The 26787-nt window shown below is 62.3% G+C and carries 21 protein-coding genes; 2 read left to right on the plus strand and 19 right to left on the minus strand.

The genetic code is table 11. The features are described from left to right. The first annotated feature begins 170 nt into the window (after positions 1-170). Complete coding sequence (locus M0412_RS07825; RefSeq protein ID WP_269698422.1) at positions 171-2507, plus strand: PAS domain-containing sensor histidine kinase; 2337 nt, start codon at positions 171-173, stop codon at positions 2505-2507. Between the two features lie 198 nt (positions 2508-2705). Here M0412_RS07825 and M0412_RS07830 read toward each other — a convergent pair whose 3' ends face one another. After that, positions 2706-5675, minus strand: a complete 2970-nt coding sequence (locus tag M0412_RS07830) for a bifunctional [glutamine synthetase] adenylyltransferase/[glutamine synthetase]-adenylyl-L-tyrosine phosphorylase (RefSeq protein ID WP_269698423.1) — start codon at positions 5673-5675, stop codon at positions 2706-2708. A 321-nt stretch (positions 5676-5996) separates the two neighbouring features. Here M0412_RS07830 and M0412_RS07835 point away from each other — a divergent pair, with 321 nt between their 5' ends. Then, positions 5997-6860, plus strand: coding sequence for a MipA/OmpV family protein (locus M0412_RS07835; RefSeq protein ID WP_269698424.1), 864 nt, complete (start codon positions 5997-5999; stop codon positions 6858-6860). A gap of 45 nt (positions 6861-6905) precedes the next feature. Here the strand turns inward: M0412_RS07835 and M0412_RS07840 are convergent, their stop codons facing one another. The 18 genes from M0412_RS07840 to M0412_RS07925 form a co-directional block, all read right to left on the minus strand. Continuing rightward, positions 6906-8630, minus strand: coding sequence for an SDR family oxidoreductase (locus tag M0412_RS07840; RefSeq protein WP_269698425.1), 1725 nt, complete (start codon positions 8628-8630; stop codon positions 6906-6908). A 70-nt stretch (positions 8631-8700) separates the two neighbouring features. Next, positions 8701-9126, minus strand: coding sequence for a thiol-disulfide oxidoreductase DCC family protein (locus tag M0412_RS07845; RefSeq protein ID WP_269698426.1), 426 nt, complete (start codon positions 9124-9126; stop codon positions 8701-8703). A 227-nt stretch (positions 9127-9353) separates the two neighbouring features. Further along, positions 9354-10763, minus strand: coding sequence for a HAMP domain-containing sensor histidine kinase (locus M0412_RS07850; RefSeq protein ID WP_142839928.1), 1410 nt, complete (start codon positions 10761-10763; stop codon positions 9354-9356). A 9-nt stretch (positions 10764-10772) separates the two neighbouring features. Continuing rightward, entirely contained in the window at positions 10773-11531 is a 759-nt protein-coding gene (locus M0412_RS07855; protein ID WP_035218197.1) for a response regulator transcription factor, read from the minus strand. Between the two features lie 164 nt (positions 11532-11695). Then, positions 11696-13249, minus strand: coding sequence for a Do family serine endopeptidase (locus tag M0412_RS07860; protein ID WP_269698427.1), 1554 nt, complete (start codon positions 13247-13249; stop codon positions 11696-11698). A 155-nt stretch (positions 13250-13404) separates the two neighbouring features. Further along, positions 13405-13872, minus strand: a complete 468-nt coding sequence (locus M0412_RS07865) for a cytochrome c-type biogenesis protein CcmH (RefSeq protein WP_269698428.1) — start codon at positions 13870-13872, stop codon at positions 13405-13407. Next, complete coding sequence (locus M0412_RS07870; protein WP_269698429.1) at positions 13869-15863, minus strand: heme lyase CcmF/NrfE family subunit; 1995 nt, start codon at positions 15861-15863, stop codon at positions 13869-13871. Before M0412_RS07870 ends, M0412_RS07865 begins: the two co-directional genes overlap by 4 nt. Continuing rightward, on the minus strand, positions 15860-16372 hold the full coding sequence (gene ccmE / locus M0412_RS07875) for a cytochrome c maturation protein CcmE (protein ID WP_142839406.1): 513 nt from the start codon (positions 16370-16372) through the stop codon (positions 15860-15862). The genes M0412_RS07870 and ccmE overlap by 4 nt, the downstream gene beginning before the upstream one ends. After that, positions 16369-17532: a c-type cytochrome biogenesis protein CcmI gene (gene ccmI, locus M0412_RS07880; protein WP_269698839.1), complete on the minus strand. Its 1164-nt coding sequence runs from the start codon at positions 17530-17532 to the stop codon at positions 16369-16371. Before ccmI ends, ccmE begins: the two co-directional genes overlap by 4 nt. 160 nt (positions 17533-17692) lie before the next feature. Next, positions 17693-18121 carry a hypothetical protein gene (locus M0412_RS07885; protein ID WP_142839927.1) on the minus strand — a complete coding sequence of 143 codons (429 nt, stop codon included), beginning with the start codon at positions 18119-18121 and terminating at the stop codon, positions 17693-17695. A 105-nt stretch (positions 18122-18226) separates the two neighbouring features. Then, complete coding sequence (locus M0412_RS07890; RefSeq protein ID WP_046798674.1) at positions 18227-19627, minus strand: HAMP domain-containing sensor histidine kinase; 1401 nt, start codon at positions 19625-19627, stop codon at positions 18227-18229. After that, on the minus strand, positions 19617-20288 hold the full coding sequence (locus tag M0412_RS07895) for a response regulator transcription factor (RefSeq protein WP_003509815.1): 672 nt from the start codon (positions 20286-20288) through the stop codon (positions 19617-19619). The genes M0412_RS07890 and M0412_RS07895 overlap by 11 nt, the downstream gene beginning before the upstream one ends. 91 nt (positions 20289-20379) lie before the next feature. After that, positions 20380-20634, minus strand: a complete 255-nt coding sequence (locus M0412_RS07900; protein ID WP_035218215.1) for a hypothetical protein — start codon at positions 20632-20634, stop codon at positions 20380-20382. Positions 20635-20770: 136 nt separating this feature from the next. Then, positions 20771-20977 carry a hypothetical protein gene (locus M0412_RS07905; protein WP_046798673.1) on the minus strand — a complete coding sequence of 69 codons (207 nt, stop codon included), beginning with the start codon at positions 20975-20977 and terminating at the stop codon, positions 20771-20773. 34 nt (positions 20978-21011) lie between these two features. Beyond that, complete coding sequence (locus M0412_RS07910; RefSeq protein WP_283159197.1) at positions 21012-24812, minus strand: glycoside hydrolase TIM-barrel-like domain-containing protein; 3801 nt, start codon at positions 24810-24812, stop codon at positions 21012-21014. A 15-nt stretch (positions 24813-24827) separates the two neighbouring features. After that, complete coding sequence (locus M0412_RS07915; protein WP_269698431.1) at positions 24828-25262, minus strand: NlpC/P60 family protein; 435 nt, start codon at positions 25260-25262, stop codon at positions 24828-24830. Then, positions 25259-26143: a DUF2163 domain-containing protein gene (locus tag M0412_RS07920; RefSeq protein ID WP_269698432.1), complete on the minus strand. Its 885-nt coding sequence runs from the start codon at positions 26141-26143 to the stop codon at positions 25259-25261. Before M0412_RS07920 ends, M0412_RS07915 begins: the two co-directional genes overlap by 4 nt. Further along, complete coding sequence (locus M0412_RS07925) at positions 26140-26778, minus strand: TIGR02217 family protein (RefSeq protein WP_269698433.1); 639 nt, start codon at positions 26776-26778, stop codon at positions 26140-26142. Before M0412_RS07925 ends, M0412_RS07920 begins: the two co-directional genes overlap by 4 nt. Positions 26779-26787: the final 9 nt, after the last annotated feature.

Genomic DNA, 26787 nt, shown 5'->3' on the forward strand with positions numbered 1-26787 from the left:
TCCCGAGTTCGACGGGGCTGGGAGAAACCGTCCCGAAAAAATACGGAGTCGGTTCAAGGGGTTAAAATTCTTTTAACTTTTGCCTCTGGACAGGGCGAATCGCATTTGATTCACTAGCCATATTCGAGCGGCGGCGCTTCGAATCATGGGGACATCACAAAGGCGGGACAATGACGAACGTGCGGCGGGCGACTGCGGGCGATGAGCGGCCGTATGCCAAATTTTCTGATCTTGCGGCCTGGGGCGAGAAGCTCTCCAGCGACCTGATGGGTTTGATGAATGGCTCCGACCGCCCGGCGCCGCAGGTCGAGACGCTGTTGAAGCGGCTGATACCCATTCTCATCCTCGCCTTTCTGGTCGTCGTCGCGGCCTCGCGCATGCTCGGCATCGTTGCCGAATACAGCCGCATGGAAGAGGCCGCCCGCCACTCGACGGCGCTGACGGCGCTGACCGCCAAGGCGGCCCTTCTCAACAACGGCACCGTCTTTCCCGCGCAGGACCGCGCCCGCGCGGAAGCAAGCCTCGTTTCGGCGCTACCCTCCGGCAGCCTTGCCGATGGCACCATGGTGCTGCTCTCCGGCAGCAATGGCCGGATTTTTGCCGGCGCCGGCAAGGAAGCGATGCTTTATATCGGCACGTCGCTTCCCGCGTTGCTTCCGGAAATCGCCATCGTGCAGCGTTTTCCCGGCGCACCCGGCACCATCGAAACCAATATTGACGGCCAGCAGCATTATGCGACGATGATCCCCTTCGGCGATGATGGCGCGATGGTCATCGCGGCGCGTTCGCTGCAGCCGATCCGCTCCTTCTGGCGCAGCGAAATCGCCATGAACGTCACGCTGTTTGCCGGCATTTCCTCGATCCTGCTCGTGGTGCTCTACGCCTATTACATGCAGGTGAAGCGCGCCCGCGACGCTGACGACATCTTCGCCGAATCCAACCTGCGCGTGGAAACGGCGCTGTCGCGCGGCCGCTGCGGGTTGTGGGATTTCGATCTTTCCTCACGCCGCATGTTCTGGTCCGGTTCGCTTTACGAAATTCTGGGCATGCCGCCCAAGGCTGCACCACTGTCCTTTTCCGATGCCGCCCGAATGATGCATTCCGAAGACGGCAATCTCTATGAACTGGCCCGCGCCGTCGGTTGCGGCAATCTGCGCCAGATCGACCAGATTTTCCGCATGCGCCACGCCAAGGGCCATTATGTCTGGCTGCGCGCCCGCGCCCAGGTCATCCGCACCAATAACGGCCCGCGCGTCATCGGCATCGCCATGGATGTCACCGAACAGCATCGCCTCGCCCAGCGTTACGCCGAGGCCGACCAGCGTCTTGCCGACGCGATCGAATCCACTTCGGAAGCCTTCGTGCTATGGGACAAGAATGACCGTCTGGTGATGTGCAACACCCACTATCAGAAGGCCTATGGCCTGCCTGACAGCGTGCTGGTGGCCGGCACCGAAAAAAGCACCGTGCATGCGGCCGCAGCCCGCCCCGTGGTGGAGCGTCGTGTTGCCGATGCCGACCAGTCCGGTCTGTCGCGCACCACGGAAGTGCAGTTGGCCGACGAGCGCTGGCTGCAGATCAATGAGCGCCGCACCCATGATGGCGGCCTCGTTTCCGTCGGCACCGACATCACGTTGCTCAAGCGCCATCAGGAACGGCTGCGCGATTCCGAGCGCCGGCTGATGGCGACCATCGGCGACCTCTCCGCCTCACAGCACAAGCTGGAGCGGCAGAAGACCGAGCTTTCCGACGCCAACGCCAATTACCTTGCCGAAAAAGAGCGCGCCCAGGCCGCCAACCGGGCGAAATCCGAATTCCTCGCCAATATGAGCCATGAGCTGCGCACGCCGCTCAACGCCATTCTCGGCTTTTCCGAAATCCTGCAAAACGAGATGTTCGGGCCGGTCGGTTCGCCGAAATATTCCGAATATGCCCGCGATATCCATGACAGCGGCAAGCACCTCTTGAACGTCATCAACGATATTCTCGACATGTCGAAGATCGAGGCGGGCCATATGCGCATCAACCGCGAGACCATCGATCTCGCGCCGCTGATCGAGGAAACCCTGCGTCTGACCGCCATTCAGGCTGAACAGAAGAACATCACCGTGCAGCAGAAGGTCTGCGCCGGGCTGACGATGCAGGGCGACCGCCGCGCCATGAAGCAGATCATGCTCAACCTGCTGTCAAACGCCGTGAAATTCACCGGTGATGGCGGCCGCATCGCGCTGCGCACCCATGTGCACGAGGCCGCGATGATCCTCACCATCGCCGATACCGGCATTGGCATTCCCACCCAGGCTTTGGAAAAGATCGGCCAACCCTTTGAGCAGGTGCAGAGCCAATATGCCAAGAGCCAGGGCGGCTCAGGCCTCGGGCTTGCCATTTCCCGCTCGCTCGTGAAGCTGCATGGGGGGACGATGAAGATCCGCTCGTGTGAGGGTCGTGGCACGGTGGTGACGATCATTATTCCGCATGTGGCGGGGCATTGCGGGACGGTGCATTGATTGGGTAATATTGGTGGGTGCCATACCCCCCTCTGCCCTGCCGGGCATCTCCCCCACAAGGAGGGAGATCGACCAGCTGCAATCGCTCGATCATCTCAAACGTTGCGAATTTGCCGGGGAGCATCCTTCTGGCTAATCTCCCACCTTGTGGGGGAGATGCCCGGCAGGGCAGAGGGGGATAAACCACACCCACCAACCCTAACCACCATTCTTCACCGTGCCCACAAACACCTTCCGCACCGCTTTCGCCAGCCGCTTCACCTCACCCTCCAGCGTCGCAATGTCAGGGCAATCCCCCGCCCGGCAGACGAGGTCGATCAGGCCGGCCGGCGCTTCCTTCGGATTGAAGGCGCCGTCGATACATAGCCGCACGATCTGCGAGATTTCGGTATAGAGCCCCATCGCCGCCATGCAGTCGTCGAACGCCTGCGGCTCCATCACGGGCGCGGCCAGCACCTGCAGCGCCTCGGCCGTGTTGCGGCCCGGTTCATGCGGGGCAAGGCCTTTTACGGGGCCGACCAGCGCCAGGTATTGGGTAATGAATTCCAGATCGACCAAACCGCCATTGATAAGCTTGAAGTCCCAGATGTTCTCCGGTGGCTTCTCCTGCTCGATGAGGTTTCGCATCTCCAGCACATCGGCGGAAACCTTGGCCACGTCGCGCTTCTGCGAAAGGATGGAGGCGATGATGCGGCGCGCGTCTTCCATCAGCGAGGCTTCGCCGCAGATCAGCCGGGCGCGGGAAAGCGCCATGTGTTCCCAAGTCCAGGCTTCCTCGCGCTGGTATTTCTCGAAGGCGGAAATACGCGTCGCCACCGGCCCCTTGTTGCCGGAGGGGCGCAGCCGCATGTCCACCTCGTAAAGCACGCCTTCCGCCGTCGGGGCAGACAGTGCCGCGATAAGCCTCTGGGTGACGCGGGTGAAATACCGCACAACATCAAGCGGTTTGGCGCCGGTGGATTCTTGGGCGGCATCGTCATAATCGTAAAGCAGGATGAGATCGACATCCGAACCGGCGGTGAGTTCGAAGGAGCCAAGTTTGCCCATGCCCATAACGGCGACACGGCCGCCGGGATAGAGCCCATGCGCCGCTTCCATTTCCGCCAGCACGGCATTCAGCGCCGCCTCTATCACCAGATCGGCAAGATGGGTGAAAGCGCGGGCGGCGACCTCGCCACGGATCGCGCCGGTCAAGAGCCGCACCCCGATCAGGAACCGCTGTTCGGCGGCGAAGATGCGCAGCCGGTCGAGAATATCCTCGTAATGGCGGGCATTGGAGAGGAAATTGCCCATGCGGTGAGCGAGATATTCGCGCGTCGGCACATCGCTCATCAGCGCCGGATCCAGCATGCCGTCAAAGACATGCGGGCGGGCAGCGATGATTTCGGCAAGACGCGGGGCCGAAGACATGATCGTTACCAGGAGCGACAGAAGCGCCGGATTGTTGCCAAGCAGCGAAAACAGCTGGATGCCAGCCGGCAGGCCGGAGAGGAAATTGTCGAAGCGCAGCAATGCCTCATCGGCCCTTTTGCTTTCGCCGAAGGCCCGCAGCAAATCCGGCGTCAGTTCCGTCAGCCGCTCGCGCGCCTCCACCGATTGTGTTGCCCGGTAGCGGCCATTGTGCCAGGTGCGGATGACGCGGGAAATATCCTCCGGCCGCTCGAAGCCCAGCGTGGAGAGCGTCTTTAACGTATCGGGATCGTCCTTCTGGCCCGTGAACACCAGATTGCCGGCCTCGCCTGACAGTTTCGTCTCCTGCTCGAACAGCGCCGAATAACGGCGCTCCACCAGCCGCAGCACCTCTTCCAGCTTCTCAGAGAAAGCCTTGGTATCGACAAAACCGAGCATGAAGGCGATGCGCTTCAGTTCGGCTTCGGTGTCCGGCAGCACATGGGTCTGCTCGTCGCGCACCATCTGGATGCGATGCTCCACTTCGCGCAGGAACCAATAGGCTTCCGTCAGGCTGTCACGCGTTTCGGCATCGATCCATTTCGCTTCCGTCAGTGCCGCAAGCGCCTCCTCCGTCGCCCGCACACGAAGCGGCGGCATGCGGCCGCCGGCGATAAGCTGCTGCGTCTGCGCGAAAAATTCGATTTCGCGAATGCCGCCGCGCCCGAGCTTGACGTTGTGGCCCTTCACCGCAATGGCGCCATGGCCCTTATGCGCATGGATTTGCCGCTTGATGGAGTGGATATCGGCAATCGCCGCATAATCGAGATATTTGCGGAAGATGAAGGGCGTCAGCTCACGCAGGAAATTCTCACCCGCCTTGATGTCGCCGGCCACCGGCCGCGCCTTGATATAGGCGGCGCGCTCCCAGTTCTGGCCCCTGCCCTCGTAATAAAGCAGCGCCGCTTCCACGGGAATGGCGAGCGGCGTCGAGCCGGGATCGGGACGCAGCCTGAGATCGGTGCGGAAAACATAACCATCCGCCGTGCGCTCCTGCATGATACGCACGAGACGACGCATCATGCGGCCGAAATTTTCCGTGGCATCATAGGGGTCGTCCATGATGCCAGCCGAGGGTTCGAAGAACACAACGGCATCAATATCAGAGGAATAATTGAGTTCGCGCGCGCCGAGCTTGCCCATGCCGAGCACTATCAGGCCGGAGCCTTCGCTTGGCGCGGCGACGTTCTTCAGCTTCAGCTTGCCGCTCTCATGGGCGGAAAGCAGCAGGTGATCGATGGCGGCGGAGAGCGATGCATCCGCCATCTCGCTCAGCCAGCGCGTCGTATCGCGGGCGGTGAAGATGCGCGCCAGATCGGCAAGCGCCGCGACGAAGGAGAGCCGCCGCTTGGCGATTCTCAGCCGCGACATCACCTCGTTTTCGACGGGTAAGCCGCCTTCCTGCCCGGGTTTCCAGCAATCGCGCGCGTCACGAACGAGATCGGTGAGCAGCAGCGTCAGCGGTTTGGAAATCGCCAGCGTCAGCAACCCCTCATCCGCCGCCGCCATGTCGCGCAGATAGGGTGACAGGGTGAAGGCCGCAGCGATAAAATCCTTAAGCGGACTTTCGTCCGCCAGCAACGCCGCCACCGCCGGCTCAACCTTGCCGATGTCCTTCAGCGTCGAAAGAACGGATTTCAGTTCCGTCTGCGTATAGGGGCGGATCACGCCCGGCAGAACCTCGCTCAGCCGCCTTTCGGCGTTTTGGGGTTTCGTCACTGTCTCTCTCCCTCTTGCCGCTTTCGCATCCGCGCTCTTCCGCCTGCAGCATTTTCAGGGACGGGCCGCTCCCCGCAAACCGTCCCGTCGCCGTCCCCTGCCGAAGCCTTCGGGCGCATAGACTTGGCGTTGTAACAAATGCGAGGCGCTTTGCGATGAGGAAAACCGTTTCCGGCGATGTTTTCCAAGGCCGCGCCCCGGTTTTTCGCTCCGAAGCGCAAGTCCCGGCACCACGTAATGTCTCCGCAACTGTGCCCGCGTAGCGTCCTCCTCAACGAAACCCGACTCCCCGGTTTTCCAACGCTCGATGCTGCAACGGATATGATCATGAAACAATTTTTTACGGTGAAATGGCAAAAGAACCTGCGTGCGGTGGCATTGTGCCTGACGGCGCTGCCCATGGCGCAGATCATTTCCACGCCCGCTTTTGCCGCCGATATCGGCAAATCGGACAGGCTCGCCGATCCGCAGGGCAATTTCGACAATGCCCGCTACAGCAGCTCCAGCGACTGGAAGATCACGCTCGGCGTCGGCGCGGCCTATGCCCCCAAATATGAGGGCTCCGACAAGCTGGAAGCCGGCGCCGTTCCCCTGGTTTCCGTGCAATATGGCGATACGCTGAGCATCGATTTCAGCGGTGTCACCGTTAATGTCCTGAACCAGAACGGTTTCAGACTGGGCATCAAGGGCGGCTGGGAAGGCGGTCGCAAGGAAAAGGACGACAGGAAGAACCTGCGCGGGATGGGCGACATCAAGGCCGGCGGCGTGGTCGGCGGCGTCATCGCCTACGGCATGGACCCGTTCGAAATCTATGCCAAGGTGGACAAGACCATTGGCGGCAGCGAAGGCCTGACCGCCACCGTCGGTGCCAGCGTCTCGCACAAGGTCGACCAGTTCATTCTTGGCGCAGACCTCTCCGCCACCTGGGCGGACGACAAGCACATGAAATCCTATTTCGGCGTCACCTCGGCCCAATCCGCCCGCTCCGGCCTGCGCCGCTACGACGCCAAAGCCGGCTTCAAACGCATCGACGCCAGCGCCTCGGTCTCCTACTTGATGACGGAGAACTGGACGATCACCGGCACCGGCGGCGTCGGTTTTCTCTTGGGCGACGCCAAGGACAGCCCGGTAGTGAAAAAGGACATACAGCCATTTGCGATGGTGGGCGTGGCCTATACGTTCTGAGGCTGGCGGGAATGCGCGGCATCGGCCGCAAGACCCGCCTGACATTCATGATGACGAAACGCGTTCCGGCGTTTGCATCTCTCCCGGTGAAGCGCGACATGGCGCTTCACCGTGCTCGTCAGGTTCCAGAGTGCCCTTATAAGCGACAACCAACCCCACGAATGGCAGGGAAATCTCCACGTCGAAGCAGAAGCGATCCTGCGCCTCGGACTCGAAGCTCACGCCTTTCGGCAGAAGAAAGCCGGGCAAGGGCATGCCCAAAACATGCCATCGCCGGGGGATGAGAGCCAACCGGCCGCCATCCAGTACCAGCGCCAGGGCGACCGTGACGATACCAAATCGCTCCGCTAGCAGATATTGATCCTTGCCCGTTCCGGCCGACAGGGTGGACGAGAAACGCCTGCCGCCGAAATTCCGCGTCCAGCACTCCTTACCCTTTTCCAGTGTAAAGTTGACGTTGACGCGCACCTGCTTTCCCGCCTTCGGAAAGCCGAGAACAGCGGAAATCATGCGAGCCAGCACGCCCTCTCCGCGCCGTATCTCTGCAACGCCGCGCCATTCCTGTGCCTGTCCGCTGCCATGCAGCTGCCGCAGGCGGGGCGGTAACGCATCGAAGGCGGGGCCGAGGAGCCTGCGAAACAATGGAGCGTCGGGCTCATCTCGACGGAAACCCGTAAAGATTGTTTTGCTGCGGAAAAGCCCATCATAGTCCGCCAGTTCCAGCGCAGCGGTGCCAGCGCGTGCACCGGGAAGCGGGCGCTCGCCGTTCAGCATCTTGCGGATAAGAGCCTCGATCGCCATGGAGGGAATATAGGGGCCGTCATCACCTTCGGCCAGCAGGTGCCAACTCATCTCCATCGGTTTGCCGGCTGCAAGACCCCCTACCCGAACAAACATGCCGCCGCGATGTTCGCCAAAACGCAACCGGTTCAATACCGCATGAAATAGTGGCGACAGCGGTGCGAATGAGGGAAGGGCAAACCGCGCACGCGCTTTCGCCAGTACATTCAGCATGCGGTGCAGAAATTCCGGCACCGGACCGGCGCCCATCCATATATCCGTCATGGATGGGTGCTCTGGCGGGATCACCTGCAAATCCGGCACATCGACCAGCGAAAAATGAATGTTCCGCAGCGGTAGCCTGCCGGGGACTGCAACGGTGAAGCGCCTGCTTTCCGCCAGACCGATGCCGTGGGAGGGTTCGCCATGCCGGAAGAGTTTGACCGGCGTACCGGCGTAGCCCACGACTGCACGCATGACGTTGAGACCGATCCCGGCATAGGGAGACGGTGCAATGCCGCCCTCGACTGTCACGATCTCCATGTCTTTCGCCATCTCGCGCAGGACAGCCGCCGTCAGCACCGGAAAACTGCTGACGCCCGACAGCACGAAAATACCGGCGGCTTTTGCCCGCTCATCGAACTGGCTGACGCCGAAAACGAAATCGGCGGCATCGGCGAAATCGAGATAGTCGATTCGAGCATCTATGCAGGCTGTTATGACTGCGTAGCACTCATTGCCGTAGTTTTGGAACGGCCCGGAAGCATCAACGACGAGATCGGGTTTATGGACGCGCAGTGCTTCGACGATATCGCGACGATCAAGCATCAGGGGCCGCAGTTGCGCTTGTCCGCGCCAACCCTCACAGAAGGTCTGCGCCCGCGCGAGGCTGCGGCCACAGACAAGAATTTCGATGCAGGAAATATCGGCAAGCAACTCCGCCAGCCGGCCGCCGAAAACGCCATAACCACCGAGGATGAGTATCTTCATCGAACCGCCGATCACATCTGCCTCAATGCCGGGATTACAGCATGCTGTGAGTGGAGAGTCTTCGCCATCTTCAAAGGATCCTGTCCCTGTATTCCGGCGGCGCTATCCAGCATTGCCCACGTTTTCCAAACCACCGGTAGCGATTGCGTGCAACGAAGCGATAAAGGGGATCGCGTAAGGAGGCGGGAATGACGCGCATTATGGTAACAAGTCGCCACGGCATGCCAAGCGCCTCATAGATGCTCAGCACCGCGTCGCTGTCCTGCCGCACCCTGTCGCCTTCGACGACCAGCATGCTTGCCGGATTGGTGGGGTCCATGCCGTGACGCCGATAGATTTCCGCACCGACCTCTCCCTGCATCGACGCCAGCCGGAAGTACCCTGCCTTATCGTGCCGCAGCACAAATTGCGCATTCACCGAACACAGCACACATTCGGCATCGAACAGAATGATCGGGCCATGCCGGTCGCTGGCTGTGGGAGTGGTGCCTGCCATCTGTCGCCAAGTCCTCTTGTCGATCGCTGTCGAACCGACGCATTAAGTGCAGCAATCATCCCCATGAATATTCTTCCGATCACCTGTCAATTCAATCTCGGATGGGAGCTGTTTTTCCGACCGGGAAAGAATGTCTGCGCAAATTTCGGTGATCCGCCTAACCGTTACCCGGGCTGACGCAAGGCAACGCCATCGCTTGCAGGGACGAGATCGCCGTATGGCTTGGCTTATGGTTTTGAGACGGGAAATACCATCGAAACCGTCAGCCCCGGGCAGGCGGCATTCGACGCATCGGTGTCGGACAGCAGCAGCGATCCGCCATGCAGTTCCATCACGGCCTCCACCAGGGAGAGGCCAAGGCCGGTGCCCGGTTTGGAACGGCTTTCATCCAGCCGCACGAAACGTTTCAGCACCTCGCCGCGCTTGTCGGCGGGAATGCCGGGGCCATTATCGGCGACGGAAAGCACGATTGCTTCTTCTTCTCTCGCCAGACGAATGACGAGCTTTTTGTCGCCTTCGCTTTCGCAGGCATATTTCATGGCGTTGTCGATGAGGTTCGACAGCGCCTGGCCGATCAGTTCGCGATTGCCCTGCACCGAAAGTCCGGGCTCTATCTGGGTTTCCAGCACAAGGCCGGCATCTTCGGCCACCGGCTCGTAAAGTTCGGCGCTGTCTGCGGCGATTGCCGAGACGTCCACATCGGTCATTTCGGCGGCGATCGAGCCGGCCTCGACGCGGGAGATCATCAGCAGCGCGTTGAAGGTGCGGATGAGCTGATCGGACTCAGCGATGATGCCCTCAAGCGCTGAGCGCCTTTTGGTCTCGTCATCGTCGTCAAGTGCTGCGGCGGCCTTGTTGCGCAGCCGGGTCAGCGGTGTCTTCAGGTCGTGGGCGATATTGTCGGAGACCTGCCGCAGGCCCTCGTTCAGTTTTTCGATGCGGCCGAGCATGGCATTGAGCGAGCCGGACAGCCGGTCGAACTCATCTCCCGAGCGGCCCTGCGGCAGGCGCTGCGACAGATCGCCTGCCATGATCTTCTTGGTCGCCGCCGACATGCGATCGATGCGTTTCAGCGCATTGCGGCCGATGCCGAACCAGATGAGCAGCGCGCCGCCGCTCATGATCGCCAGCGCCACCATCAGCGCATTGCGCACCAGCGCCCGGAACTTGGTCGGCTCGCCAAGGTCGCGGCCGATCAGGATGCGCAGGCCATTATCCAGCAGGAATATATTGGCGGTGGCGAGGTGCTGTACGCTGTCGCCACTTTCGGAATAACGCTCATAACGGAAGGGAAAGCCCGTCCAGCCTTCCTTGTCGAAAACACCGGGCTGCACGGAGGCAACGTTACCGGCAAGGATTTCGCCATTCGGGCCGGCAATGACGTAAAGGCTCGCGCCCGGCTGGCGGGCGCGGCGCTCCATCATCCTGAGCAGCGGGTTGATGCCGCCGCGATTATAGATGCGCTGCACATCCGATACTTCCTGCAAGACGGCATCACGCGTCTGCTGGTTCAACAGCTTTTCGGAAAGTGCGGTGACGTAGAAGACCAGAAAGGCGGCGCAGAGCGCGAATAAAAGGATATAGAGCGCCGAAAGGCGCACCGCGGTCGACCGGAACAATATTCTGAGGCGGGCCATTTTCGCCAATCAGCCCTCGTCCTTCATCATGTAACCGGCACCGCGAATGGTCTTCAGCAGCGGCTTCTCGAAGTCCTTCTCGATCTTCGAGCGCAGACGGGAGACATGCACGTCGATAACATTGGTCTGCGGGTCGAAATGATAATCCCAGACGTTTTCCAAGAGCATGGTGCGGGTGACCACCTGGCCGGCATTTTTCATCAAATATTCCAGCAGGCGGAATTCGCGGGGCTGCAGCAGGATTTCCTTGCCGCCGCGGCGGACATCATGCGACAGGCGGTCAAGTTCGAGATCACCGACCCGGTAGACCATGTCCTGCTCGGGCTTGCCCTTGCGGCGGCCCAACACTTCGATGCGGGCAAGCAATTCGGAAAAGGCATAGGGCTTCGGCAGATAATCATCGCCGCCGGCACGCAGGCCGGTGACGCGGTCATCCACCTGCCCCAGCGCGGAGAGGATCAGAACCGGCGTCTCGATGCCGCGACGGCGCAGCTCGCTTATGACGGAAAGCCCGTCGCGGCGCGGCAGCATGCGGTCGATCACCATGACGTCGTAGGCGTTCTCGCAGCCCATGAACAGGCCGCTCTCACCGTCGCTCGCGTGATCGGCGACGATCCCGGCTTCGCGGAACGCCTTGGTCATATAGGCCGCAGCCTCGAGGTCGTCTTCAATGACAAGAATCTTCATGTGCGGGACAATAGCGCCCTCGCCCTTTTCCGCACAACCGGAAAGAGATGCGACAGACATTTCCTGAACCTTGTTTTCCATGAGGTTTCCTCCGCGATACTGCCTGGACCGGCGTTGCCGGTCCTTTCTTCTCCCCGCCGGAAAGAAGAAAACGGGCCGTAGCGCCCTGCCATACTCAACCGCCCCGTCTCAAGAGCGAGATGCGATGCCGGCTCCACAAAGAACCGGCATCGCCTGTCAACCTATCAACCCTGGTCGATATCCAGAGCGATGAAGCGGCTGCCGTCGTCCGTCTGGATCTGGAACAGCGCCTTGGAGCGTCCGTCCTTCTTGGCCTGTTCGAGGATCTTCTCGATATCGGCGGCAGAAGCGACCTGCTGGTTGTTGACGGAGGTGATCTTCTCACCGGTCTTCAGGCCGCGGGCGGCGGCATCGCTGTCGGGATCGACATCGGTGATGGCAAGGCCGTTGCCGTCATCGGCGGGCGAAACCGTCAGGCCGAGGCTGGAGAGCACCTTCTCGCTGGAGGACTGACCGCCCTTGTCGTCGTTCTGGCTGGGCGTCGCCTTGGAAGCGTCGTCGCTTGCGAGATCGCCGAGCGTCACGGTTACCGACTGCGACTTGCCACCGCGCCAGAGCGAGATTTCAACCTTGGCGTTGGGGGCCATGCCACCGATGCGGCGCGACAGGTCGCGGGCATCCTTGACCGGCTCGCCATTGACGGCGGTGACGATGTCACCCTGCTTGATGCCGGCCTTGTCGCCCGGCGAGCCGGACTGCGGCGAGACAACGAGTGCGCCGCTCGCCTCGGAAAGACCGAGCGATTCGGCGATATCCTTGCTGACGGGCTGGATCTGCACGCCAAGCCAGCCGCGCTCGACCTTGCCGTCCTTCTGCAGGTCGGCAATCACGTCCTTGGCAACCGATGCGGGGATGGCGAAGGCGATGCCGACATTGCCGCCGGAAGGCGAGAAGATGGCGGTGTTGATGCCGACCACTTCACCGTTGAGGTTGAAGGCGGGGCCACCGGAGTTGCCACGGTTCACGGCAGCGTCGATCTGCAGGTAGTCGTCATAGGGGCCGGAGCCGATATCGCGGCCACGGGCGGAGATGATGCCCGAGGTCACCGTACCGCCGAGACCGAAGGGGTTGCCGACGGCGACGACCCAGTCACCGACGCGGATCTTGGTGTCATCGGCGAATTTCACATAGGTGAACTTGCGGTTCACATCGACCTTCAGCAGCGCCAGATCGGTGCGCGGATCACGGCCGACGAGCTTGGCATCAAGTTCGGTACCGTCATTCATCACGATCGTATAGGCGGAACCGTCATCGACAACGTGATTGTTGGTGACGACATAACCGTCTTCGGAGATGAAGAAGCCCGAGCCCTGGGCGACCGGGCGCAGCGGGCCCTTGCCGTCACGGTGGCGGTTCGGGCCATGCTCGGAACGGTCCTGATTGGGGCCGCCGAATTCCTTGAAGAAACGCTTCAGCGGATGATCGTCCGGCAGCTGGTCGAGACCACGGCCGCCGAAATTGAAGGAAAAGTTGCTGGAATCATCGGAAGCGGGCTGCACATTCGACTGGACGCGAACGGAGACGACGGCGGGCGAAACCGCATCAACCACATTGGCAAAGCTCGGAACCTGCGGCGCGGTTACTTCGACGGGTGCTGCAAGCGAATGGGCGATCGGAGCGGCGATGCCGGTTGACAGCATCAGCGCGGCAAGGCCGCCGACGGTCGTGGCCTTCAGAGCCGTTTTCAGCGAGAAACGTCCGTTTTGAGAGTGAGACATTGGTACCTTCTTTCTTCATTCAGACTGGAGCCCGTTTGACCGGGGGAGAAGCGGTGGATGATGAAGATATAGGAGGCAACACCTTACGGCGAAGTGTCTGACGAATGAAAAATCCGTAATGTTGAAAAAGAACCGGGAGCCGACATGGAAACCGGTTATTTTTCAATGAGATTACGGATTCTCTCTTCTTCGTCCGCGCTCAGTTTTTGTGGCCGCTCCTGCGTTGCGCGACGGCGCGAAAAGACGAAAACGGCGAAAATGCCCGCAAGGGTAAGGCCGACGGGCGCGCCCCACAAAAGCACGGTGCGAAGGCTGAGGCGGGGTTTCAACAGCACGAATTCGCCATAACGCGACACGACATAATCGATGACGGCCTTGTCGCTGTCACCCTGAACCAGCCGCTCGCGCACCAGAACGCGCAGGTCACGCGCAAGCTCGGCGTTGCTGTCATCGATGGACTGGTTCTGGCAGACCATGCAGCGCAGCTGAGACGTCAGGCCGCGGGCGCGCTGTTCCAGCACGGGGTCTTTCAGTACCTCGTCCGGGTTGAAGGCGAAGGCGGGCGAGGCTGCAGCGAAGATGAGGGTAAAAAGAAGCCCGAGCGCTACCACAAGCTCCCTCATTCCGCCGCCTCCGGCATTGCCGCCGGTCGGACTGGCTTCGCCTTGCGATTTGGTGCCCCCACCCTCAGACGCCTGTCGGAGAGCGAGATGAAGCCGCCCACCATCATGAACAGCGTGCCGCCCCAGATGCACAGGATGAAGGGTTTCCACCAGATGCGCACCACCATGCCGCCATCGGTCATCGGGTCACCCAGCGAGACATAAAGCTGGCTGAGGCCGAAGGTCAGAATACCGGCTTCCGTCGTCGGCATGCGCCGCGCGGTATAGAGCCGCTTCGAGGACCAGACGTCGCCCACCTCAACCCCCGCCTTGCGCACGGTGAAATGGCCGCGATCCTCGGTGAAGTTGGGGCCGACAGCGTGGCGGATACCATCAAAGGTGAGGCTGTAACCGCCCGCTTCCGCCACCATGCCCTGTTTCATTTCCAGGACGGTTTCGGTCTCATAGGTGGTGACGATGACGATGCCGAGCACGGTGATGCCGACGCCCATATGTGCCAGGGCCGTGCCGAAGGCAGAGCGCGGCAGGCCCTTCAGACGGCGGAATGCGATGCCGAAGGCCAGCTTGCCGAAATTGGCGCGATACCAGAGATCGGCAAACGCACCGAAAATCAGCCAGAAACCGGCGGCGATGCCGAGTGCCGCCAGCACCGGGCCGCCATTTTCCACGTACCAGAGCGTCAGCCCGGCAAGGGCTGCAATGGCGGCGGCCACATAAAGCCGCTGGAAGGCGCCGAGAAGATCGCCGCGCTTCCACGCCAGCATCGGCCCAAACGGCGTGACGATCAGGATCGGGATCATCAGCAGGCCGAAGGTGAGATTGAAGAAGGGTGCACCGACCGAGATTTTTTCGCCCGTCAGGGTTTCCAAAATGAGTGGATAGAGCGTGCCGATCAGCACCGTGGCAGTCGAGACCGTGAGAATGAGATTGTTGAGGACGAGTGCCCCTTCGCGCGAGATCGGCGCAAACAGGCCGCCGACCTTCAGCGATGGCGCGCGCCATGCAAAGAGCGCGAAGGCTCCACCGATGAAGATGGTCAGAATGCCGAGGATGAAGATGCCGCGGCTCGGATCGGTGGCGAAGGCATGCACCGAGGTCAAGACGCCGGAGCGGACGAGGAACGTGCCGAGCAGCGACAGCGAAAAGGTCATGATCGCCAGTAGCACGGTCCAGATTTTCAGTGCCTCGCGCTTTTCCATGACGAGCGCCGAATGCAGAAGGGCTGTTCCAGCCAGCCACGGCATGAAGGAGGCGTTTTCCACCGGGTCCCAGAACCACCAGCCGCCCCAGCCGAGTTCATAATAGGCCCAGTAGGAACCCATGGAGATGCCGGCGGTCAGGAAGGTCCAGGCGGCGAGCGTCCACGGCCTTACCCAACGCGCCCAGGCGGCGTCGATGCGGCCTTCCAAAAGCGCCGCAACGGCGAAGGAAAAGCAGACGGAAAAGCCGACATAACCGAGGTAAAGCAGCGGCGGGTGAATGGCGAGGCCGAAATCCTGAAGGATGGGGTTCAGGTCCTGCCCCTCGGCCGGCACCGGTGACAGACGCAGAAACGGATTGGAGGTGAGCAGGATGAACAGCAGGAAGGCGACGGAAATCCAGGCCTGTACGGCCAGAACATTGGCTTTGAGCGTTTCCGGCAGGTTGCGGCCGAAGGCGGCGACGAGCGCGCTGAAAAACACCAGTATCAGCAGCCATAGCAGCATGGAGCCTTCATGGTTGCCCCACACGCCGGTCAGCTTGTAGAGCATCGGCATCAGCGAATGGGAGTTTTCCCAGACGTTGCGCACGGAGAAATCCGAGACCGCATAGGCCCGCGTCAGCGCCGCGAAGGAAAAACCCACCAGCAGGAACATCATGACGGAGCCAAGCGAGGCGACATCCATCAGCGCCCGGTCGTTGCGGCGCGCGCCGATGACCGGCAGCGTCGAGACGATGAGCCCCACGCCAAGCGCCAGAACCAGAACATAATGGCCGATCTCGTTGATCATTTTGTCGCTCCGGTCTTGTCAGTGGAGACGGCACCGGCCGATGGCGTTGCGGCGGCGGGGTTCTCGCCGTCACCGCCATGCTGCCACAGGCCCTTGTCCTTCAGCCGGTCGGCCACTTCCTTCGGCATGTAATTCTCGTCATGCTTGGCCAGCACGCTGTCGGCCACGAAGCCACGGGTCGCGACATCGAACACGCCCTCGGTCACCACGCCCTGCCCTTCGCGGAAAAGATCGGGAAGGATGCCGGTATAGCTGACAGGTACATTCGCCTCGCCATCCGTCACGGTGAAGCTCACCGTGCGGCCCTCGCCGCGCTTGATCGAACCTTCCGCCACCAGACCGCCGAGACGGATGCGGGTGCCGGGATTGACGGGCGTCTTTTCCAGATCGGCCGGCATGTAAAAATAGGCGATGGACTGGCCGAAAGCGAACATGACAAGCAGCACGGCTGCGACGATGAAGCTCATGCCGCCGCCGATGATTGCCAGACGTTTCTGTTTGCGGGTCATTGCGTCACTCCCTGCGGCGCGGCATCCTGTTGCCCGGTGGTGCGGATCGGTCCGGCGGAAACGCCCAGTTCCTTCGCCAGCGCCAGCAGCTGCCGGCCCTGCTCGCCCTCCGGCGGGAAAGCCTGCAGGCCGGCCCTCAGGGCTTCACCGGCCCTGGCTTCATTCTTCAGCACGGCATAGGCGCGCACAAGCCGCATCCATCCTTCAAAATCGGCCGGGTTTTCCTTCAGCTTGGCGTCGAGGCTTGCCACCATGCCCTCGATCATCGCCTGCCGGTCGGTGGCTGTCATGTCATTCGCAGCCGCCATATCCTGCGCGGTCGGGCCGGGCGCGGCTGGGGCCGTCTCGCCGCCGGTGCGGGTAATATGTTCGCGAACCAGCGGCAACCAGGGTGCGCCAGCCGGTGCATCGGCCTCCAGCGCCGCAAAGGCTGCACGTGCCTCGTCCGCCTTGCCCGCCTGTTCCAGCGACAGCGCCAGGTAAAAGCGGGCGCGCGGATTGCCGGGTTTCAGCTTCTCGGCCTCAGCAAAGGCATCACGCGCTGCCTCGATGACGATGCCGTCATTGCCAGCCACCAACGTTTCGCCAAGGCCCGTCAGCCGTTCGGCGCTTGGCCCCAGAATACGAAGCGCATTGCGATAGGCAAGCTCGGCATCACCAAGCCGCAGCGTCTTGAAATAGATCGGGGCCAGAATATCCCAGCCGGCGCCGTCATCCGGGTTCTGCGCCAGATGCCTTTCGGCGCGGGCGACCAGCAGGTTCATGTCATTGCCGGGTTTTTCAAGACGCGCCTCGAGCGGCATGTCCGGCACTTCCGGACTACCGTTCCAGACGTAAAGACAGAGCCCGAGTGCGGGCAAAAGAACGGTGATGAGGCTCGCGGCAAGATTGTGCCGGCGTGGCCGGTCCTGCTTGTCCTGCTCTTCTTCCGCCTCGGCGGCGGCAAGCAGGCGGCGGCCGATTTCGGCGCGGGCGTAATCCGCCTCGGTTTCGCCGATCAGACCCGCCGCACGTTCACGGTCCAGTTCCGCCAGCTGGTCGCGGTAAACGGCAACCTCACCGTCGCGGCGCGTCTCAGGCGCCTCGGTCTTCCGCATCAGCGGGTACATCAGGACGACGGCGACAGCCGCCGTCAATATCGCAACGACAATCCAGAACATAAGGCTCAATTACTCGAATGCGCGGCACATGGAAACATGAAGCGCGGGGATGACGTGAATTTGAGACATCACGCCGCACCGCAAGCCCTGTTTCGGCCGTTCCGCCGTGCCTCTTCTTGTCATTGCCGGAGGTCGGTGGCCTTGATTTACGTCAAACCCGTCAGGTCAAAGGCGACCAGCTGCCATCGGCATTGCGGCAGGCCGCGCCACGCACCTTGGTTTCGCGTCCATCCACGGTGAGGCTGTGCGAATATTGCCGGCAGTTCTGATTGCCCACCTGATAGGGCGCATTGGCGACCACCTGGCCCTTGGCGTCATCGCCGTTCCAGGCAACGGGCGTGCCGACAGGCGCCGTTTCCAGCGCCTTGTATTCCGCCTCAAGCGCCTTGGTCTGATCGCCCCTGTCGAGCTGCACGCCGCTTCGCCCGACAATGCCGCCCTCAAGATTGGCAAGGAAAGGCGTCGACGGCTGTGCCGAGCGGCCGAACAGGCCGCCGCCCGCCGGGCGCGTGCCCGTGGTGGTGCAGGCGCTCAGCATCGAAACGCACAGGATCGAGAGAAGTGCCGGGCGTGACACCAGCGAACGCATCGTCACGGAGCGACAGCCATCATACACGTCAACCAAACCCTGTCCTCTTTTCTACCGCATTGCACCCAATATGGTGCCATTGAATTTCTTGCCTTTTTTCTTGCCTCACGCAAGCTCTTTTGAAAGGCCCGGCAAAATCAGATCGGCTTTCAGCCCGCCGATGGCGCTGCGCGACAGCGAAAAGCGGCCATGGTATTCTGACACCACCTCGGAAACGATCGACAGGCCGAGCCCGGTGCCCGGACGGCTCTCGTCCAGCCGCCGGCCGCGTTTCATCGCTTCACTGATCTGTTCCGGCTCCAGCCCCGGCCCGTCATCCTCCACCGTCAGTTCCACCCAGGACCGGCGGCCTATTTCGGCATCGGAAGAAGGGTGCGTGCCGGTGGCAAGCGTGACGACCACTCTGGTCTGCGCAAAACGCGCGGCATTTTCCAGAAGGTTGCCGACGACCTCTTCCAGATCCTGCTGCTCCATGCCGAGTACCGCGCCCGGTTGCTCGAAGTTCAGCACGAACTGCTTTTCGGGGTTCAGGCGGCGCATCACACGCACCAGCCGTTCCAGCGCCGGTTCCGCTTCCACGCGGGCAAGGATGGAGCCGCGCTGGGCGGCGATGCGGGCGCGGGAGAGATAGGATTGCACCTGCGCCTGCATGGCGTCAGCCTGCGCGCGCACCAGATCGCCGTGCTGCGGCTCCAGCGTGCGGGCCTCGTTCAAAAGCACGGCAATCGGCGTTTTCAGCGAATGCGCGAGATTGCCGACCTGCATGCGGGCGCGCTCCACCAGCCGGCGGTTGCTGTCGATCAGCGCATTGACCTCATTGGCGAGCGGCTGGATTTCACGCGGGAATTCACCTTCGAGGCTTTCCGCCTCCCCGCCCCTTATCTTGCCGAGCGCGACACGGGCCTGATCAAGCGGCCGCAGACTGTAGAGAATGGCCAGACCGTTGACGACCAGACTGCCGACACCAAAGACGGCCAGCGCCAGATAGAGGCTATTGGAAAAATCACGGACATCGTCTTCGACGACATTCAGATTGCCGGAAACACGGAAACGCGCCGCCCGGCCCTCCCCGTCCAGCACGACTTCCGTTTCCGCCACACGCACCTTGTTGCCGGCCTCGTCGGTGACGGCATAAAAGCGCTCGTATCTGTTGTCGAAGGGGGCGTCGAGAATGCTCGGCACCGGCAGCGTCGACACGCCGAGCGAGGAAGACACCAGCGGCGCAGTCTGGAAATTGCCGAGTGGCTCCACCACCCAGTACCAACCGGTATCGGGCTGCGAAAACCGGAGATCGCCGAGCTGCGGGCTGCCGGCCAGCGTATTTTCGTTGGAAATCGTCACGGAATTGATGACGTTGTAAAGCTGCGCCCTGAGAAGATCGGTGAAGCTGCGCTCCACGCCCTGCCGGTAAAGCGTCGAAATGACGACGGCGATCACCACCAGCGCCAGCGCCGACCAGGCGGACGCGAGCAGCAGAACGCGGGCGGTGAGAGAATTACTTCGCATCTGCCGGCGCTTGCATCCGGTAACCGAGACCACGGATCGTCTCGATCAGATCAACCCCGAGCTTCTTGCGCAAACGTCCGACAAACACCTCGATCGTGTTGGAATCGCGGTCGAAATCCTGATCGTACATATGTTCGACCAGTTCCGTGCGCGAGACGACTTCGCCCATGTGATGCATGAGATAGGACAAGAGGCGGAACTCGTGCGAGGTGAGCTTCAGCGTCGTGCCGTTGACGGTCGCCTTGGAGGATTTGGTGTCGAGCCGGACCGGACCGCAGACCAGTTCGGAGGAAGCGTGGCCGGCGGCGCGGCGGATGAGCGCGCGCACGCGGGCAAGCACTTCTTCCACATGGAAAGGCTTGGTCACGTAATCATCGGCGCCGGCATCGATGCCAGCCACCTTGTCGCTCCAGCGGTCACGGGCGGTGAGGATGAGGACCGGCATGGCCTTGCCGGCCGCACGCCATTTTTCAACGACGGTGATGCCATCCAGCTGCGGCAGGCCGATATCGAGGACGATGGCGTCATAGGGTTCGGTATCGCCGAGATAATGCCCTTCCTCGCCGTCAAATGCCTGATCGACAACATAACCGGCCTCTTTCAGCGCGTCGGTCAGCTGACGATTGAGATTGGCATCATCCTCAACAACGAGAATACGCATTGTCCGCCCTTTCCTGTGTCCCGGCCCGCCTGCGTTCCGGTCATGCTAAGTGTCTCGGATTGTTTTCCGATATTTCGGCGATGCGGGCAAGCTACATCGGCACGCGCATCGTTACCTTGCGCGGGCGCTCGCCATTGCCCTGGACGAGAACGGTGACGACACAGGACTGACCGTCGCCGGAAGGATAGACCGAAAGAAGCTGGCCACCGGTTTCGCGCACAACACGGGCGACGGCTGCGCCGCAATCGCTGGCAGCCAGAATGTAGTGGCCCTGCTGATCAGCCTCGGGCGCCGTGAAACCGGAAAGCCCGGCTGCAAGCGTCGCGATGATGAGAGGTGATGCCATTCTACAAACTTCCAAAAACCGGGTGCGTCTCGAACCTTATTGTGACCGAATATGTAGCGCAAAGCGTCTGAATGGCAAATGAATGCTGCCCCCGCCGCCAGGAGCCGCGGCGGGGGTTCTGCTGCTGCGATTATCGTCAGCGGATGGCGCGGGTTGCCGAAAGGCGGCCATAAAGTGCAATCAGGCCGCCAATTCCGCCCGCCACCGTTACCAGCCCTTCCGCCAGTTCACCGTGCAGCCCAGCCGGCAGGTCGAGGCCGGCAATGCTGAAAAGCGGCGCAAAAACCGCAATCAGCGCGCCCCAGATGGTGCGTGATTGATACCATGCTTTGGTACTGTCCATTCTCTCATCCTTTGCGTTGTTTTTCAGGCAGTTGTCAGAGCGGGAGAAAGGCTTGCGCCACCACTCCCAGAGGTACCGCGCGGCCGAGCTGGCGGACACGCACGGAAATGTGATCCCGCAGTACCGGGAAATCTGTGAGTTCGGCTGCGACAGGATAAAACCAGAGGGGTTCGGAAACCTCCGACACGCGTTTGACGGCCTCTCCCTCCAGCACCTCGACACGGTATCGCTCGAAAGGCTCGTCCAGCGGGATGTCGCTCGCATCCCAGCCATCGGCCTCCATCCGGCTCCGGCGCTTCCATCGGATAAGCACGCCATCCTTTTTCCGTTCGCCGGAAAGATGCACCGGGGAAAGCGGCATCTGCGCCCGCAATCCACCCTCGAAGGCGAAAGGCCCGGCCGAAGCGCCCGCCTTTCCCGCCGCCTCGACGATCCAGTTCAGTCGCCGTCCCCGTTCGCCAACGGCAAGGCCGAGTGGCTGCACCGCCGCATCCAGCATCACCGCCGGTGCGCCCGCCGGCGCACCCGCAGCCAACGCATCTTCCGTGCCCGCAAGTCCGCGCAGGAGGTTGGAGAGCCGCCAGCGCGAGGGCGCAATTTCTTCGGCCTTTGCAAAAGCGACGATCTCCCAGACGCCGTTTGCGGCCTTGATGGCGATGCGGTTTTCACCGTTCAGCACCGACAGCTCGTTTGCCGAGGCGAGCCCGCCGAAAGGCAGGTCGATCAGGACGGCATTCTTCCGGTCGAACCGGCCCGACGGGCCGGGCAAAAGCGGCATTGTCAGCGCGCCGATCATGGCCGGTTGATCGAGCACGGCGCGTTGCCGGTAACCTTCCGTGCCGGAGGATGCGGAAACGAGGATCGGCCGCCATGGCCTTGCGAAGGCTGCGATCCTCGCCGAATGCTCCGGCGCGACGCCATCATGATGCGGCAGGTCGAGAAACAGCACTTCCGGGGCAAAACCCTCGGCACCGCTTGCATTGCCAACGCGCCGCTCATCCACCACGCCGGCAAAAGCCGAAACGGCAGCGGAAAAGGCGCGTGCCTCCACCTGCCGCACTGCGCCATCCTCGATGCGGCTGACCAGAAAGCGGCCTGCCGGAGCCTGCGGAAAGATGTTCTCCGACAGGCGGATACAATCGCCGGGTTCCAAGGTGATATCGGCAGGCGGCAGGGCAAAACGCACTGTGCGCCGCGCCTGACGGTTGTCACGCAGCACCGCCTCGATGGCGGCTTCCGCCATTTCCGCCGGCAAGGCGGCGTTGAGGTCGAGCCGCATCACCCGGCTGCCGGCATCATCGATGCGGCGGGAACGCGCGCCGGCCTGCTCGTAATCGAGCGCCGGGTTGAACGAGGTCAGCATGACTTCAGCCGCAAAATCGCTGTCATGGCCGCGATTTTCCGACCAGAGCGGCTCGCCATCGAGATCGGCAAGCACGGAAATATCCCGGACCGGCAAAACCGCCGTGTTGCGGGAGCGGAAACGCAGGGTGCCGCCGTCTTCTGCCACATCCAGCTGAAACGCCGCCATCAGCGGCTCCAGCAGGGCGCGCGCCGAGGTCACATCACCCCGCACATAACCGGTCATGTCGCCGCTGACGGCTGAGACGTCGAAAGCGGGAAAGCCGTGATCGGTCAGGATCGCAGCGATGGTATCGGCAAGTGTCGCCGTGCCCAGCCGGCCGTTCAGCCAATGGCCGGTGCGCCAGTTGCCGCCATCGCTCCACACCGCGCCATTCTGCGGAAAGGCGGGATAGGGCCGCGCATCCCAGGTCCAGAGATAGACCCGGTTTTTATCCACCATCGCCGTATCGCCCTGATCCCAATGGTCGAGATGCGCTTCCAGAAACCGCCGCTGCTGGCTGTCTGCCCGGTTCCGGCCGGAGAAATGGGGAAAGGCGTTTTCCGCCGATTTTGGATCAGGAAAGACATTCGGGCGCGCGGCGCTCTTGTCCACCGCCGGGCAGCCGAGTTCGGTAAACCAGATGGGTTTCGAGCCCGGCACCCATGCGGTGGGTGTCGATTTCTCCACGCCCCGCACCCGGTCGTAATGGCGGTTTCCCCACCAGTTCCTGATGTCCTTGTAACGGAAGACCCACGGCCTGCCCTTCAGCCCGTCGGTGATGGGCGTGCGTCGCCGCGCGGCGCGATCGGCATCGCTGGCATAATACCAGTCGAAACCCTCACCTGCCGTGATCGCGCGTTGGAAAGCGTCAACATCATCCGGGCCAGTCATGCCATCCGGATTGCCGTTTGCGGCATCCTCGTCGCGCCAGTCGGACAGCGGCATGTAATTGTCGATACCGATGGCGTCGATATCGGGGCTCGCCCAGAGCGGATCGAGATGGAAAAAGACATCGCCCGAACCATCCGCCGGCTGATGGCCGAAATATTCGCTCCAATCCGCCGCATAGGTCAGCTTCACCGCCGGTCCCATGATGGCGCGCACATCACCCGCCAGCCGCACCAGCTCCTCCACAAAGGGGAAGGCATCGTTCTCATCGCGCAGGCGCGTCAGCCCGCGCAGCTCCGAGCCGATCAGGAAAGCATCCACCCCGCCCGCTTTCGCCACAAGCGCCGCATAATGCAGCACCATACGGCGATAACCCTCATCGCGGTGGCAAAACCGCTCGACCTCCCGGCGCGCCGCAGCGCTGCGGTCGGGCGAGCCGGGCCTTTCGGGTGCGGGAAAACAGGTGATGCGCCCGCGCCAGCCATAAGCATCCTGTTCACCCTTGCCATAGGGATTCGGCAGACCATTGCCGACGGGAACATCCATCATCACGAAGGGATAAAGGCAGACCTTCAATCCACGAGACTTGAGGTCGGCTATCGCCTGCAGCACGCTTTCATCATCAGGCGTGCCGCCATAGGCCGGGCCGCCGCCATGATGGCTGACCGGATGCGCCTCACCACGCGAAAGGCCGGCAACCGACCATGGCGCCGTTTCGCCATCGCGGGCCGCCACTTCCACGCCGGGCAGAATGCGGCATTCCCCCGCCCGCATATCCGTGCCGAACCAGCTCACCACCAGCGCCACGCTTTGCAGGTTGGGGCACAGCGCCTGCAATTCGTCGATGGCCGCCTGCCAGTCGGTCGCTGCAGTCAGACCGTTGCGGTTCATCACCCGGCTTTGTCCCATGCCGGTGCGTTCCGAAACGGGGGCCGTGGCGTAACCATGTTCCGTTGCCCCCGGAATGACGGTGATGGCGCGGATCGATTTTTCCAGCCGGCCGACCGGCCGCACGACTTCGAACTGCATCAGCGGAATACGATTACCATAGTCGTCGAGCGGCAGGCGCTCGAAGACCACATAGGCCAGCCCGCGAAAGGCAGGCGCATTGCCGCTGCCCTGTTTCGCCTCGATCAGCGGATCCGCCAATTGCGTTTCGCTGCCGGGGTAAAACCGCATCTCGATGCCGGTCAGATCAACTTCCCGCCCATCGGCCCAGACGCGCCGCACCATGGCCGCCTCACCTTCGCAGAGGCCGACGGCGAGATTGGCGAAATAACGATAGGTCTCCACCTTCGGGCCGCGATTGCCCTTGCCGCCGCGCCGTTCCACCTCGATGCTTTCCTCAAACCGCGTCGCCCAGATCAGCGTGCCGCCGATCCTCGCCGTGCCATAGAGCCGGTTGATCGCAGCGCCCTCGTCGGCCCCCGGAATGCGCGCCGTCGAAAGCCGCGCGCCCGATACGGTGCGCCCGTTGGACAGCAAAGCGCGGTCGACGGCATTGCCGGCCAGTGCGCCCGCTGCCCGGCCGATGATGGCACCCACGGGGCCGAAAATGCCACCGAGAGCCGCACCCGCCGCCTGAAAAACTATGGTCGCCATGCTTGCCTCGAAAATTCAGGGATTAGGGAACCGGAAAACACCGGCGATGCGCCGCTTCCAGCCCGGCACCAGCGTGGAACACACCACTGCGGCCTGTTCATAGGCGTGGATGAAATGCTGAGGCCCGGCGAGGATGCCGAGATGTTTTGCCGCCGCATCGGCCCGCCAGCGAAACAGCAAGAGGTCGCCCTGCCTTGCCTCGTCCATATCAGGCACCGCCAGAAAGTGGCGCTTCGCCGCCGCCATCAGCCGGTCTTCACCGCCGCGTTCGGCCCAATCAGGCGCATAGGGCGGCAACAGCTCCGGCTCCGCGCCATAAAGTTCACGCCAGATGCCCCTGATCAGGCCGAGGCAATCGCAGCCCACACCCTGCAAAGAGGCCTGATGCCGGTAAGGCGTGCCCAGCCAGCCCTGCGCCAGCGCCAGCACTTTTTCTCCGGTATCACTCATGGAAACAGTGCCTTGCCATCATGGGTCTGGCCGCCGCTGGCATAGGAATAGGCGAAATCCGCCCCCGGCAGGTGCGGAAAGCCCCTGAAATTCAGGTGATTGGCGAATTTCGTTCGGCACGTGGCGAAACTCTTGTCACAGCCGGCGGTTATGGAAAAACCGTCTCCCGGCAATGGCATGCGTTCCGGCGCGAGCCAGAAGGACAGAAGCGTGCCGCCGTCGCGTCGCACATGACCGTCGAGGTCGAACCCCTTGCCGGCGAGTATGCCGCTCAAAAACCGCAACTTCCCCCTGCTGAAGAAACCATCGGCGAAAGCATCAAGCCCCGAGACCAGCAGGTTGCTCACCGCATCCACCGCCACCACGCTGCCATTGCCGGTGAACCGCGAAAGATCGACGCCGCAGCGCCGGTCACCCAGTGCGGCATCGCAACGCCGCCCATAGGCCCGGCCCTGCGGCTGGCCGAGGCGATGGGCAAGGCTGCGCAACTCGGCGCGAAACGCCCCGCCCGCCCGTGTCACCTCGCCGATCTCGCGTATGGAAAGCAGCATATACTCATCCGGCGTCTGCCAGTTGACGAGAAAAAGCTCCACCCGTGCGCCATCGAAACGACCGGCCGCCAGATCATCCTCCGCGATCGCCTCGCTGGAAAAACCGCCGGCCACCTCGCCCGCACTCGCACCCAGCCCGGTTTCGCTGTCGCTGTCGCTCGCCCCGAAACCGCTGGCGGCCAGATAGGCCGTGCCGGCAAAGGATAACGTCTCATCGTGGTCGGTAAAGCCGATCACGGCGCCATCCTTCAGCGTCACCTTCCAGCAATGGCAGGTGGTGGTGGCATCGCCCTGCAGATGCGTGGCTAGGGCCGGATGAACGGTCTTCATGGCAGGATTTCCATCAAGGGAATGGAGGGAATGCGGCCGGCCTCGAAGGCGGTGAGGTTGACGTCGATGCGATCGATCGCAAAGCGCACCGGCACGTCGAATTCGAAACCCGCCCGGATCGCCGCACCGGCAGGTGGCACCTTGCCGGCACGAAACGTCACCGTGCCGGTTAGATGATCCACCGACACATCCGAAGGCGGCACCTTCACCCCCTCGACCGAAACGAGGACAGAGCCCTCGACCGGCTTTTCCACCCGCCTGATGAAGGCACCGCCGGCATCGGCATAGGTCTTCACCAGCTGAAACTGTGCGGTTGTGCCATCGCCGGTACCGATCCTCTGATCTGTGGCGGCAGGTGTCCCGCCCGGCGGACAGGATTTGCAATCGACGGGGTCACGAAAGCGGAAACCATAAAGCTCACCGCGCCGCGCCTCGAAAAAGGCGAGCACCTCGTAAAGATCAGCCACCGAGCGGATGCCGGAGCCGGCATCATAAGCGCGCCTCGCATTCTTCCAGCGCTGATTGCGGCTCTCGCGCCCATTTGAGAGATTAACGATATCGGTCCGCCGCACCGGCCCGCCGCTCACACCAAGCGCCAGCCGCAGCGGAAACCGCACTTCATGAAATGCCGCCATGTCGTTGTT

Source organism: Agrobacterium sp. O3.4 (assembly GCF_041414895.1).
Lineage (GTDB): Bacteria > Pseudomonadota > Alphaproteobacteria > Rhizobiales > Rhizobiaceae > Agrobacterium > Agrobacterium cucumeris.